Annotated in this window: 12 protein-coding genes and 1 tRNA gene; 10 read left to right on the forward strand and 3 right to left on the reverse strand. The window is 33.4% G+C overall.

Going from position 1 to position 12,290, the window contains the following annotated elements:
• Positions 1 to 47: 47 nt before the first annotated feature.
• Positions 48 to 1,046 carry an AraC family transcriptional regulator gene (locus J536_RS06185; protein ID WP_002115967.1) on the forward strand — a complete coding sequence of 333 codons (999 nt, stop codon included), beginning with the start codon at positions 48 to 50 and terminating at the stop codon, positions 1,044 to 1,046.
• 103 nt (positions 1,047 to 1,149) lie between these two features.
• Entirely contained in the window at positions 1,150 to 1,776 is a 627-nt protein-coding gene (locus tag J536_RS06190) for a sterol desaturase family protein (protein ID WP_002115991.1), read from the forward strand.
• A gap of 66 nt (positions 1,777 to 1,842) precedes the next feature.
• Here the strand turns inward: J536_RS06190 and J536_RS06195 are convergent, their stop codons facing one another.
• A complete protein-coding gene (locus J536_RS06195) occupies positions 1,843 to 2,694 on the reverse strand; it encodes a LysR family transcriptional regulator (RefSeq protein WP_032062397.1) in 852 nt (283 codons plus the stop codon).
• Positions 2,695 to 2,788: 94 nt separating this feature from the next.
• On the opposite strand from J536_RS06195, the gene J536_RS06200 reads away from it, so the two are divergent.
• The 3 genes from J536_RS06200 (at position 2,789) to J536_RS06210 (ending at position 6,066) form a co-directional block, all read left to right on the forward strand.
• Positions 2,789 to 3,718 (forward strand): DMT family transporter, encoded by a 930-nt coding sequence (locus J536_RS06200; RefSeq protein WP_032062398.1) that lies wholly within the window; start codon positions 2,789 to 2,791, stop codon positions 3,716 to 3,718.
• 226 nt (positions 3,719 to 3,944) lie between these two features.
• Positions 3,945 to 4,409, forward strand: coding sequence for a hypothetical protein (locus tag J536_RS06205; protein WP_014206549.1), 465 nt, complete (start codon positions 3,945 to 3,947; stop codon positions 4,407 to 4,409).
• Between the two features lie 241 nt (positions 4,410 to 4,650).
• Complete coding sequence (locus J536_RS06210; RefSeq protein ID WP_032062399.1) at positions 4,651 to 6,066, forward strand: purine-cytosine permease family protein; 1,416 nt, start codon at positions 4,651 to 4,653, stop codon at positions 6,064 to 6,066.
• Between the two features lie 59 nt (positions 6,067 to 6,125).
• Here J536_RS06210 and J536_RS06215 read toward each other — a convergent pair whose 3' ends face one another.
• On the reverse strand, positions 6,126 to 6,563 hold the full coding sequence (locus tag J536_RS06215; protein WP_032062400.1) for a PACE efflux transporter: 438 nt from the start codon (positions 6,561 to 6,563) through the stop codon (positions 6,126 to 6,128).
• 89 nt (positions 6,564 to 6,652) lie between these two features.
• Here J536_RS06215 and J536_RS06220 point away from each other — a divergent pair, with 89 nt between their 5' ends.
• The gene (locus J536_RS06220) at positions 6,653 to 7,537 is read left to right on the forward strand and encodes a LysR family transcriptional regulator (protein WP_032062402.1); all 885 of its coding nucleotides are present in this window, start codon (positions 6,653 to 6,655) and stop codon (positions 7,535 to 7,537) included.
• A 1,107-nt stretch (positions 7,538 to 8,644) separates the two neighbouring features.
• A tRNA-Ile gene (locus J536_RS06225) sits at positions 8,645 to 8,721 on the forward strand.
• 169 nt (positions 8,722 to 8,890) lie between these two features.
• On the opposite strand, the gene J536_RS06230 is transcribed toward J536_RS06225, so the two are convergent.
• Entirely contained in the window at positions 8,891 to 9,754 is an 864-nt protein-coding gene (locus J536_RS06230) for an iron-containing redox enzyme family protein (RefSeq protein ID WP_032062404.1), read from the reverse strand.
• 278 nt (positions 9,755 to 10,032) lie between these two features.
• Here J536_RS06230 and J536_RS06235 point away from each other — a divergent pair, with 278 nt between their 5' ends.
• From J536_RS06235 to J536_RS06245, 3 genes are all read left to right on the forward strand, one after another.
• On the forward strand, positions 10,033 to 10,605 hold the full coding sequence (locus J536_RS06235; protein ID WP_005076373.1) for a TetR/AcrR family transcriptional regulator: 573 nt from the start codon (positions 10,033 to 10,035) through the stop codon (positions 10,603 to 10,605).
• Between the two features lie 186 nt (positions 10,606 to 10,791).
• Entirely contained in the window at positions 10,792 to 11,337 is a 546-nt protein-coding gene (locus tag J536_RS06240) for a 1-acyl-sn-glycerol-3-phosphate acyltransferase (protein ID WP_002114566.1), read from the forward strand.
• A 161-nt stretch (positions 11,338 to 11,498) separates the two neighbouring features.
• Positions 11,499 to 12,248, forward strand: a complete 750-nt coding sequence (locus J536_RS06245) for a YebC/PmpR family DNA-binding transcriptional regulator (RefSeq protein WP_002114471.1) — start codon at positions 11,499 to 11,501, stop codon at positions 12,246 to 12,248.
• Positions 12,249 to 12,290: the final 42 nt, after the last annotated feature.

Consider the following 12,290-nt stretch of genomic DNA (forward strand, 5'->3'; position numbering starts at 1 on the left):
TTCATGATTGAATGCATTGTACGACTTTCTGGATATTTATAAAAAACATGTCAAAAAATTCTTCCGATGCTGGAATTTTTTTATGGATGACTTATCAAACTATGCAGCAAATGGGATTAGATGCAGCATCTATTTTTGCAAGTGTAAATTTACCCAATCAACCGCCCGATAAAAATATTCGTAGAGACAATTCTACTCAACAGCGATTTTGGACAGCGGCAGAAGAAATAAGTGAAGATCCTGATATTGGTTTGCATGTAGGTAGTCAAATGCCTGCTTTCAGAGGTTTAGTTATTGAATATTTATTTTTAAGTAGTTCTACTTTCGGTGAAGGTTTACAACGTGCTTTAAGATATCAGGACCTGTTAACCGATGTATTTAATCTTTCTTTAATTGTTGAAAAAGATATCGCGTTATTAGTAGGTTTTGAACACCCTGTAAGACATTATCTTGAATGTGGTATCGGTATTTTTCTTAATTTTTTTAAATATATTACAAATAACGAGTTTAGGCCTAGCCAAATTACATTACCTTATCAACAAGGTGCTTCAGCTAATAATTATCAAGAAGCTTGGAAATGTCCGGTAATTTTAAACCAAAAACAAGGCGCTATAATTTTTCCTAGTACATTATTGAATAAAGCATCACCAGCGGCTGAACCTGAATTATTAAAAATTCATGAAACAATTGCTGAACAGCAACTATCAAACTTAGAAAAGCATCAACTTGTTTATGCGATTGAGCGCTTGCTCAGCAATGGTTTACTTGAATCTGGTCAATTCGATCAAAAATTTATTGCTGAACAATTAAATCGTAACCCACGTACCCTTCGAGCTGATTTACAAGCAATTAATACTAATTACGAGAAAATTTTAAACCAGCATCGAGAGAAGCTTGCAAGACGTTTACTTGCAAACACCAAAGAAACCCTTGATCAAATTGTTTATTTAACTGGCTTTTCTGAACCCTCTGCATTTACACGAGCTTTTAAACGTTGGACTGGTGAAACTCCAAGCGCATATCGCGAACGCAAACAAAAGCAATAAAATTGATTTTATAGGCAGTTCTTGGACTGCCTATAAAGTCAAAGCGATAAAACTTTCTTATTTTACAATGCATTTAAATTATGATTCATGAGAAGTAATTAGTATGCTCGGGTTTCCTGTCGGTATTTTTGTTGCAAATGGCCTTGAATGGTACTTCCATAAAGTTTGGTTACACGAATATCCAACCAAGTATCGTAACAGCCCTTTTTTTACTCATATTGCTCATCATAAACGTGCTCGCTTAAATAATTTTCATGATGAAGGTTATGCAGAATCAATGTTCAAAAATGCAGAAATTTATAATGAAAAAACAGCATTAATTAGTTTAGCTGGTGCTGCAACAGTATTCTTACCAGTAGCGCCCTTTTTTACAGCTGGGCTTTATTATGGCTTATGGAATTATTGGCGTGTACATTCAAAAGCCCATTTAGACCCTGAATATGCTAAGAAACGCATCCCTTGGCACTATGATCATCATATGACAAGCAATCAAAATGCTAATTGGTGCGTTACCAAACCATGGTTTGACTATATTATGGGAACTAGGGTTAAAACCGAGGTATCTCAAACCGAAAGCAACCCCTTAGGTATCAAATTACCTAAGTTGATAGAAAAACCAATTAATTTTGCTGCTCGACGCATACTTGCCAAATCGTATGCCAAAATTGATTTAAACTCCGATCAGGACCAATCTAATTTACGTAGAGGAATAGAAGTCAGTCTGGCTTAAAATTCATTCAAATATAAAAGCTGCGGACTCCAGTAGCTTTTATATAAATGGATAGCATTAAGCACATTAGACCTTAAAAGCTTCAAAACAAGACATAAGAAAATCCATTACTGCACGTATTGCAGGGCTATGCCTTAAATCTTCGTGTGTGACTAACCATATTTCAGCACTCATCGGATAATCATCTTGTAATCTGACCAAATTACTGAGAGCTCCTAAAAAATCTGGTAAGACCGCTAAACCAATTTCTCCACATGCAGCTCTCCACTGTAACTCGGGATTATTAGTAACCATTATAGGTTCTTTATGATTTAACCTTTCTTTTAACTTTTGCTGTTTTTGACCATGTACTCCACCCACTTCTACACTAATCCAATCATAATTTTCAGGATCTGTTGAAGCTAAATAATTTGGACCTGCATATATTCCAAAAGGTATTTCACCTACTTTGCGAGCAACTAAATTTTCATCTTTGGGACGTCCAAATCGTACCGCAATATCAGCCTCACTATGCTGTAAAGAAACATAATGAACATCACCGAGCACCCGTAATTTTAATTGCGGATAATGGCGATAAAATTTACCCAAATGGGGCATGATGAGATGTGCAGCAGTTAAGGGAGGCATACTAATAGAAACACTTCCCATTACTTCTTGCTGACCTGCTTGTGTTAAACGTTCAATAGAAAAAGTTTCTTCCATCATACGAGCAACTACTTGTGCAAGACGTTCTCCGTCAGGAGTTAAAATGTATGTCCGTGGCCTACGATCAACTAATTTAAGTTTTAAATTTTGTTCTAGCTGGGCAATTCTTCTAGATACAGTTGCATGATCTACTCCCAATTTTCTGGCAGCAGCAGAAAGTGACTTTTCTTCGGTAAAAACTGAAAAGTAATGCAAATTTTCCCAATCAATCATTGTGCAAATTTTCACATTAGAAGTGTATTAATATGGAATTGTACACCTTTATAGATTTGTCGAGAATAAAACCTTTCTTAATGGGAGCCTGTCCATGAACAGAACGGTGGCTTATGCCTATGCTGGTGTTGTCTTAACGATGTTTTTTTGGGGATCAGCATTTAATGCAATGTCTTATATTATTCAACATATGCCCCCGTTATCTGCTGCGTCTGAACGTTTTTTTATTGCAAGTCTAGGCTTACTCTTAATCTTTTCAATAACAGGCCAGCTTAGATGGACAGCCTTAAGACAGAATCTAGCTATCTATCTGATTATTGGTATTATCGGAATTGCGGGATTCAACATCGGCTGTTTTTATGGACTTCAAACCACATCAGCTGTTAACGGTGCTTTAATTATGGCAACCACGCCATTAATGACTCTATTAATGACAATCCTTTTAGATGGTGAAAAACTTACCACTAATAAATTCTTAGGCGTTTTATTTGGCTTAAGTGGTGTGTTACTGGTGATTAGTCAGGGACATATAACGACTTTGCTGCACCTCAAAATAGACATTGGAGATCTATTTATATTATTGGGCGCATTTGGATTTTGTCTTGCAAATGTACTGTCTCGCCGTTATGTAAAAAATGCTACTCCCTTAGAAACAACAACTTTTTCTATGCTGTTCGGGGCAATAACACTTGGTTTGTTGAGTGTGATATTTGAAGATCCTCTTACAGCGATTACATCTGCCCCTATAAATGCGCACTTAGCCATGGGATATGTTGTTATCTGCTCTACCATGATTGCTTATTTATTCTGGTTTAATGGTATACAAAAGTTAGGTGCTGGTCGTGCTTCTGTCTTTTTTAACTTTGTGCCAGTGTTCAGTATGATAATTGCTCTACTTACTGGACAAGCCCTCAATATCTGGCAGTTAGTAGGAACAGTTTTAGTGATGCTTGGTGTAATGAGTAGCGGAGGTTTTTTTAAAATTAAAAGCACTCCACTTATGGCAGAACATTGTACAAAATAAGAAATATGCTGCTACATTAAAAATCTATCCTTAATATGTAGCAGCATTTCAATTATATAAATTATTTCTTTAAATTCTTATATTTTCAAAATATTTTTTTACAATTGTGATGGTTTATACAAAAGCTCATCTTAATTATTCCGTTGTAACAAATACTGTATGTTTCTTTAAAACTTAATAAAAGATTGCCATATATAGTTTTAAAACAACCAAAGGAGATATTAAAATGAAGCTGGATTTTACAACAATTGAAAAGCAAGCCAAATTGCTACAAGAAGAGCAAGAAAAGATCGAGCAACGTGATCATGAATTTCAAGTTGCTTTAGATAAACACAGAGAATCCCTAAAGAATTTATTTAAAGATCTTTTCTCTGACCGAGAAATTAAGACTGAAAATGGAGGTCACTTCTGTGTAACCTTCGGAGATTTCAAAATTTCCTTATTGATTGAAACTGCTAAATTTGAAAATGGCGTTCCTGTAAAATTAAACTCCGTAAATCCTGTTATTATTAAATGCAAAAAAGATAAGCCGATTGCAAAAGCACAGTTTACAGATGCAACCCAATATCTAGATAACCATTTAGACACTCCAAATTATCAGTATTATTTTAAGCAAGAAGATAAGACCCAACTGGTACAATTTTCTGAACTTCCCACTTATTTCCAACTTGTTTTAGACGCAAACGCATAAAATAGAGCCCTCTGCAGAGGGCTTTTTCATATATTATTTTTTTATCATTTAACTTTTAAAAAATAAAATCAGTCAAATACTTTTTCTACTTATCTATGAATTATTTAACTCAATTTTAACGTCTAATACTTCAAAAATATTTGATTCTTCTTAAAATTACTTGTATATACATGTTTATATTTGCTTATACAAATATGAATGAATAAGAATAGGATGGCTCTTAAAGGATAAGGAGAGTGAAATGGACTCATCGGCTGGGAAACCTAATAGTAGTTTTATAGAAAACCGAAGTATTGATTTTATTCCTGAAAATGAAAGACATGGCGGAGTATTTGCTCAATTCACCCTATGGTTCGGTGCCAACTTACAAATCACAGCCATTGTGACAGGCGCGCTAGCCGTTGTGTTAGGCGGAGATGTTTTTTGGTCTATTATCGGCTTATTAGTAGGACAATGTTTTGGTGCTGCCGTCATGGCACTGCATGCTGCCCAAGGTCCTAAACTTGGTCTCCCTCAAATGATTTCAAGCCGTGTGCAATTTGGGGTTTATGGCGCTTGTATTCCAATCATACTCGTTTGCCTTATGTATATTGGTTTTACCGCAACTGGAGAGGTATTAGCGGGTAAAGCAATTGCACATTTGGCACATGTCAGCAATACAACTGGTATCTTAATTTATGCAAGTTTAATCATTTTATTCGCAACGATTGGATACCGTTTAATCCATTTGGTAGGCAAAGTAGCCAGTATTATTGGTTTGATTGCTTTTGTGATTATTTTGACTCAGATCTTCGCACTTTCTGATTTTTCTGAACTCCTAGCAGTACGTCATTTCAGCTGGTCTTCATTCTTGTTAGCAGTTTCCCTTTCTGCTTCTTGGCAAATCTCTTTTGGCCCCTATGTTGCAGATTATTCTCGATATCTTCCAACTAAAACATCTTCATCTCGTGTTTTTTGGGCTGTCGGCTTAGGTTCTTTAATTGGCTCACAAATTTCTATGAGCTTAGGCGTTTTAATCGCTCAGGTTGCAAACGGCAATTTTGTCGGAAATGAAGTTCAATATGTTGTGGGTATGAACCCAATTGCCCTTGTCGTAACCTTTCTATATTTTAGTATCGCTTTTGGGAAAGTTACTCTAACGACCTTAAATGCCTATGGCAGTTTTATGTGTATTGCTACGATTTGGAATAGTCTCAAATCGACAAATCAAATCTCAAAAATAACAAGATTACTCATTGTTCTTGCTATGGTTGTAGTCTCAACCTTTATTGCAATTATAGGTGAACATACTTTTTTAAGCGCCTTTAAAGCATTTATTTTGTTTTTGCTTACCTTTTTTATTCCGTGGAGTGCTATTAATCTTGTTGATTACTACTTTATCTCTAAAGAAGAATGTGATGTAGATGCACTCTATGATCCAAATGGCAAGTATGGCCGTTGGAATCGGATTGGAATTACCTGCTACTTTCTAGGTATTTTGATTCAACTACCATTTATTGATAGTAAATTCTATACGGGTCAAATTGCGGCAATGTTAGGAGGAATCGATTTATCATGGCTCGTAGGTCTTATCTCTACTGCTTTGATTTATTATATTTTCGCCAAGAAAGCTCAATTAAAATTTTCAAAACAGTTAGTCATTGATCAAATCAAATAATGAAACTAGATAAGCTATCAACGTCGATCACCTTGATAGCTTATAAAATAATTTTACGGTTATTCTGATAGCGCTTTAGCCTGTGCCGAAATAGGCAATCCAAATAACTTATCAAAACTCCAATTAAATATAAAAGTATAGATAGGAATAATGATAATAAAGGCCACATCTAACCAAAAAGCAGCAATCAGTGAAATATCCATCCACCATGAAATAAGAGGAATTAAAAACAGAACCAAAGTAAGCTGGAAACCAATAGCATGCCCCACTCTACGCTTAACTGTACGGACGTTATTGGTTTGTTTAGCTTCCCATTTCTCATATAAAATATTGTAGATAAAATTCCAAGTTACAGCGATGGTCGTAATCATGACAGATAGTGGTCCCGTATGTTCAACACTATCACCTGCCAAAATCGCCAACCCTACTGATGAAATAATCATTCCGATTATCTCATAGGAAGAAACATATACAATTCGACGCTTTATACCCTGCATAATCAACAAACTCTGCTTAATTCCTTATATTTTAATTTCAGTCAAAATCATATATAAAGTTAATAGCTTTCAGTTCAGCTGATATCAAAATGAATTTTAACAGTGAAAATATTGAGCTTTTCATAACTGTACTCGATACAGGTTCTTTCTCTGCGGCCGCTCGTAAACTAAATCGAGTCCCATCAGCAGTAAGTATGGCCGTTGCTAATTTAGAAGCAGAATTGGGTTATATATTATTTGAAAGGACACCTCGAAAGGTCATTCCTACCGCTACAGCATTAGCCTTGGAACCTCAAGCACGAATTATTTCTGAACAACTTAGGCTATTTAGCAATCATGCACATGAACTTTCCTTAGGACTTGAAAGTAAATTGCGTATTGGCGTTGTTTCTGATGTAAATACAAAATTATTGTTTTCTTGTATAAAGAAATTAGCCGATAAATTCCCTTTACTGAACATAGAAGTTATTACTGCCCCCCAAGACGACATTGTTAATTTACTTTATACGGAGCAAATCAGTCTTTGCTTAGCGGGTTCAGACCTCAATATAAAAATGCGCGAGAATCTACAATTGGTAATGACTGAAACAGTGGCGGCTACAATTTCTTCTAGCCACGCTCTTCTACAAGATAGAACAAAGCAGTTTTCTATTGAAGAATTAATCAATATTAGACAAATTGTTGTGGCGAGTAGTGAACATGAAATGAAAGATCCCCGTTCAATTATTGGTGCAATGTACTGGAAAACCAATAGTCTACAAACAGCAATTAATATGGTTGAAGCTGGACTTGGTTGGGGAAATTTTCCGTTATCACTAGTACAAGATAAAATTGATCAAGGTCACTTAGTCCTTTTAGATTTTAAAAATACAAAAAATCATTTACCTCTATCTATTTATTTAATTTGGCTCCAAGACCGCCCTTTACCTAAAGCAGCTAGAGAGTTAATTAAAATTATTCAAGAAAATTTATAAAACTTTATAGGTTAGTTCTGAAAGTCTAAGGACTTTTATAATTTTGATTCTTGTTAAATCTAGTTTATTTAAAGCTTAAACTCATTACTCTGTACCATATGTCTAAATACTACTAAAAACAAAAAGCCTACTTAGAAAGTAGGCCTCTTGTTGTATTTCAGGATTAAGCAATAATATTTTGTTTTGTAAAAAATACACTTATACTTTATTAAAACCAAGTGTTTTAGTCAAGAATAAAGTTTATAAGATACAAACATTTGTATTGTTGTGAAGACAATCACAATTTAGGTTTCATATAGAAAATACTTTAGAGACGGAAAGGTATTTTAATGATAAAAATTTCTATTATCACCCTTAACAGCTTTTTTAGAAAAACACAACCAACACCTTAAGAAAAAGTATTATATTTTAATTAAATTTATTTGCATCAAAAAAAATTAATCCATTTATTCGTTAGTTTTATGTTTCATTATTAAAGTTGCTAACTTTATATCTTAATGTTTACTTTTTTAAGTTAAGTTTAAATTTCAAGCTAATCTAAAAATTAATAATACTATTTTCTTAAGTAATTTGGCCCTAATAGTCTATATTTTTTACTACATATAGGCTAGAACTCTATTAATAGAATTATTGTAACTATTATTTTTCGAAATATATAATTAAAAAGGCAATCCACCATATATCTAAAGCTTAATTACAATATAAAAATATATAATATTTTTAATCACCATTTATATTTATCTTAAATAAGCTTTTTCTAATTCTATATTTTCACAACACACAAACAGCACATCTACAATTCCTGCTTATATTTTAAACAAAATTTATTTTATATAAATTAATGTCTCAAACTACAAATACAATTAAGTCATCGTCACAATAGATTGTTGGAATAAATTCTAATTGATCGATAAATAACTTCTCCCACTTTACTCTTGAAGTACACATAAGCTAGAATCACTATCGCTTGAAATATTAACCAATAAGACACAATATTTTTGGGTTTAGTTTGCGTCTACTTCAGAAAATGACTTGTGTTTAATTAAAAAATTGATTAGTATTGCACGCACTGAAAAGCATTGAGATTAAAAGCTTTTCTGACTTATAGGGCCTATAGCTCAGTTGGTTAGAGCAGCGGACTCATAATCCGTTGGTCCACAGTTCAAGTCTGTGTGGGCCCACCAAATACCGAACCTCATAAACAAAAAGTTTATGGGGTTTTTTAATATATATCCAAATAAAATATGCTTTACTCTTATAAAAAATACTCAAAATTTAAATTTATTTTATCCCTAAATTTTAGATGTTTTAAAATACACTTACGTTCCGTACTAAATATCCATCTTTCATCTATTAAGCTAAGATTTGCTTTCGCATTGGCTCAGAATTATCTAATTGTGTATCCCAGAACTTTTCCCATAAATCACAATACTCTAAGCACAATTTTTCAATATAGTTATAGTCTTCTTCTGTACAAGCTTGCATCAAGACATACCATAAATCTTCTTCATGATCATCATCTGCTGCTTCGGCACTTTCATCTTCAGAGATACCATGTACATGATAATAACCACCACCCTCCACATCTAGACCAACTGCCTTAGTTGCTCTACGTAAAGGTGGACTATACAGAATGACTTCTTCTTCTGCGACTGCTAATAAGGCTGAAACAGCTTTATAGTCATCATAAGCATTTTCTAAAAATACTCTAACCTGATCTGCAATTTCAGTCGGATGATAAGTTAGACGATCTTGTTCTGTAATACCGAAATCATTCAATATATCTTCAAATAAGGGATAATGAGCATATTCAGGATTTCCCTGATAGTAGCCGTCTTTATCCAACCCGGGCCGAAATCCAAACTCATCAAAAATATTTAAACTCAAAAGAAAACGCGGGAACATTTTTGCACCGGCATGCAATCTCGGCTCTAATTGTTTAGTTTGAAATTGGGCCATGAGCAATGCATCAGTAAAAGTTTGCACAATTGCATGACGATACTCTAAATGAATTTTTTTTAAATCTTCTTTATTAATTTCGCCATTATTTAAAGTATCGATTGCAGGATGATGGGATACAGGATGTTTTGCAATCTTTGCTCTTAATCGTGTTAAAAAGTTTAAATTTTTTTCCCATAGTTCAGCTGAAATGCTTTGTTTCATCCCTGTAAGCGCTTTCTTTCTAGGATTATTAAAATTCTCAAATTTCTTAGGCATATCCGCTCTCATTAAACTTATTGAAGCATGATCGATTTTTACATATTTTATTATAAAAACAATGACTTAAATTAATATTTAAATATGTTCCTTCATTGATTAATATTAGAATTAAAATCGTACGAAATCAAATAAAAAATTTAAAAAAACTCCAATTAATGATAATCATTATCACAATCTCAACTTGAATCAAAATCAGTTTTTTATTATCATAATTTGTATTAAAAATTTAATATTTTAGATTAAGTTATAATTAGTTTTAACTATATGGAATAGTAATGTCAAAAAAAGAAGATATTATAAATACTGCTTTAAATTTATTTAATCAGATTGGGTACAATGCTACTGGTGTTGACCGTATTATTGCTGAATCAAATGTTGCAAAAATGACTTTTTATAAATATTTTCCGTCAAAGGAAAATTTAATTATGGAATGCTTGCAACATCGAAATATAAATATCCAAAACTCAATCAATGAACAATTAAGTTTACATCAAGATGCTAGTCCTCTTGAGCAAATCCATATTATTTTTAATTGGTATATTGAATGGATCAATAGCGAAACATTTAATGGCTGTTTATTTAAAAAGGCATTTATTGAAGTATCTAAACAATATACTTCAATTCGTGAACCATTTTATGAATATACAAAATGGTTGACTAATCTGTTACATGAAAAACTTACTCAGTTAGGTATAGAAAACCCAACTCCCCTTGTTCATATCATTATTTCTATTATTGATGGGATGATTATTGATGGAACGACAGATAAAAACCTTATTAACCCTGAAAAAATTTGGAAATATATTGAATATTTAATTAATGAAGAGATACCACAGCCAGTATCTTAATTTTAAAATTATCTAGGTTTATTACTTTCAGACGAAGTTTGAGAAAAATAAAAAAAGAACTTTTAAAGTATTTTAGAACTTAGATAATCCTTAACTTTTGTGCTCTACTTTAGCTTTCATAATTTTTCTAGGCTTTTTTACAAACTCATATTAGAATCCTGAAAATTTATCAATTTGCACTGATGTATGAAAAAATTTCTAGGTAACTCTATCTTTAAAGCCGTTGGTTGGACCTACAATGTAGACCCACAAATTCTTGAGAAAAAACAAGTTATTATTGGCTTTGAACATACCTCAAATCTAGATGCAGTGCTCTCGATTGCCCTCTTCCAAATGTTAGACATCAAAATTCATACTTTAATAAAGAAAGAACTTTTCAAAGGCCCACTCAAGCCAATTTTAGAAAAATTGGGTGGTATTCCAGTTGACCGAAAAGCAAGTAAAGATATCGTTTCGCAAATGGTTGAACAATTTCAAACCCATGAAACTTTTAACTTAGTGATTGCTCCAGAAGCTACACGTGCTAAAGATGGCTCTGAACGTAAACCTATCCGTACAGGTTTTTGGCATATTGCAAAAGCAGCCAATGTTCCTATTGTTTTAATGTATGCCAATGCTCGAAGTAAACAAGGTGGGATTTTAGGTAAAATTTACCCGACTGATTTACAAAAAGACTTGGAAACCATTAAAGAGCTGTACGCTCAATTTGGTATAGATGTAAAAATTAACTAAATCAAATTGGACTTGATTTGACCTAATCTCAATCATTAGATCTTAAGCTTATTGTTCTTATTCAATTGGCTAACAAAACGCAGGGCAACAGTTTTCAACAAAACCAAGCCTATGCTAATATTCCAGCACTTTTGCATTTTCTTTTTTTGGAGTTCACGTCCATGGCGGGTCATTCTAAATGGGCCAATATTAAGCATCGTAAAGCTAAACAAGATGCAAGTCGCGGTAAAGTTTTTACTAAATATATTCGTGAAATTGTGACTGCTGCCAAACTTGGTGGTGGAGATCCTGCTAGCAACCCTCGTCTGCGTGCAGTAGTTGAAAAAGCTCTCTCAGTTAATATGACACGTGACACCATTAACCGTGCTATCCAACGTGGTGCTGGTGGTGAAGATAATGATGATTTAAAAGAAGTAACTTATGAAGGTTATGGTGTTGGCGGGGTTGCTGTTCTTGTTGAAACAATGACAGATAACTTAAACCGTACAGTACCAGACGTACGTCACTGTTTTAGTAAAACAAATGGTAACTTAGGAACTGCGGGTTCTGTATCTTATCTATTTACTAAACGTGGTGAGATTACTTTTGAAGATGTTTCTTTAGAAGATAAAATCATGGAAGTTGCTTTAGAAGCTGGTGCTGAAGATATTGAAGTTTCAGAAGATGAAATTTTGGTAATCACTTCACCAGAAACTTTCGGTGAAGTACAAGATGCTCTTACTGCTGCTGGTTTAAAATCTGATAACGCAGAAGTTGTGATGAGCCCATCTACAAAAGCTGAAATTACAGATGTTGACCAAGCAAAACAAATTCTTAAAATGATTGATATGTTTGAAGATCTTGACGATGTACAAAACGTTTATACTAACGTTGAATTCTCGGATGAGGTTTTGGCTCAACTTGATGCTTAAATCAAACATTTGAATCAAAGAAAACGCACCATTTGGTGCGTT

The sequence above is a fragment of the Acinetobacter sp. 809848 genome (genome assembly GCF_000581275.1).
GTDB lineage: Bacteria > Pseudomonadota > Gammaproteobacteria > Pseudomonadales > Moraxellaceae > Acinetobacter > Acinetobacter pittii.

Coding starts and splice junctions, on each gene's coding strand:
- J536_RS06185 (WP_002115967.1), top strand. CDS start 48: ATGTCAAAAAATTCTTCCGATGCTGGAATTTTTTTATGGATGACTTAT.
- J536_RS06190 (WP_002115991.1), top strand. CDS start 1,150: ATGCTCGGGTTTCCTGTCGGTATTTTTGTTGCAAATGGCCTTGAATGG.
- J536_RS06195 (WP_032062397.1), bottom strand. CDS start 2,694: ATGATTGATTGGGAAAATTTGCATTACTTTTCAGTTTTTACCGAAGAA.
- J536_RS06200 (WP_032062398.1), top strand. CDS start 2,789: ATGAACAGAACGGTGGCTTATGCCTATGCTGGTGTTGTCTTAACGATG.
- J536_RS06205 (WP_014206549.1), top strand. CDS start 3,945: ATGAAGCTGGATTTTACAACAATTGAAAAGCAAGCCAAATTGCTACAA.
- J536_RS06210 (WP_032062399.1), top strand. CDS start 4,651: ATGGACTCATCGGCTGGGAAACCTAATAGTAGTTTTATAGAAAACCGA.
- J536_RS06215 (WP_032062400.1), bottom strand. CDS start 6,563: ATGCAGGGTATAAAGCGTCGAATTGTATATGTTTCTTCCTATGAGATA.
- J536_RS06220 (WP_032062402.1), top strand. CDS start 6,653: ATGAATTTTAACAGTGAAAATATTGAGCTTTTCATAACTGTACTCGAT.
- J536_RS06230 (WP_032062404.1), bottom strand. CDS start 9,754: ATGCCTAAGAAATTTGAGAATTTTAATAATCCTAGAAAGAAAGCGCTT.
- J536_RS06235 (WP_005076373.1), top strand. CDS start 10,033: ATGTCAAAAAAAGAAGATATTATAAATACTGCTTTAAATTTATTTAAT.
- J536_RS06240 (WP_002114566.1), top strand. CDS start 10,792: ATGAAAAAATTTCTAGGTAACTCTATCTTTAAAGCCGTTGGTTGGACC.
- J536_RS06245 (WP_002114471.1), top strand. CDS start 11,499: ATGGCGGGTCATTCTAAATGGGCCAATATTAAGCATCGTAAAGCTAAA.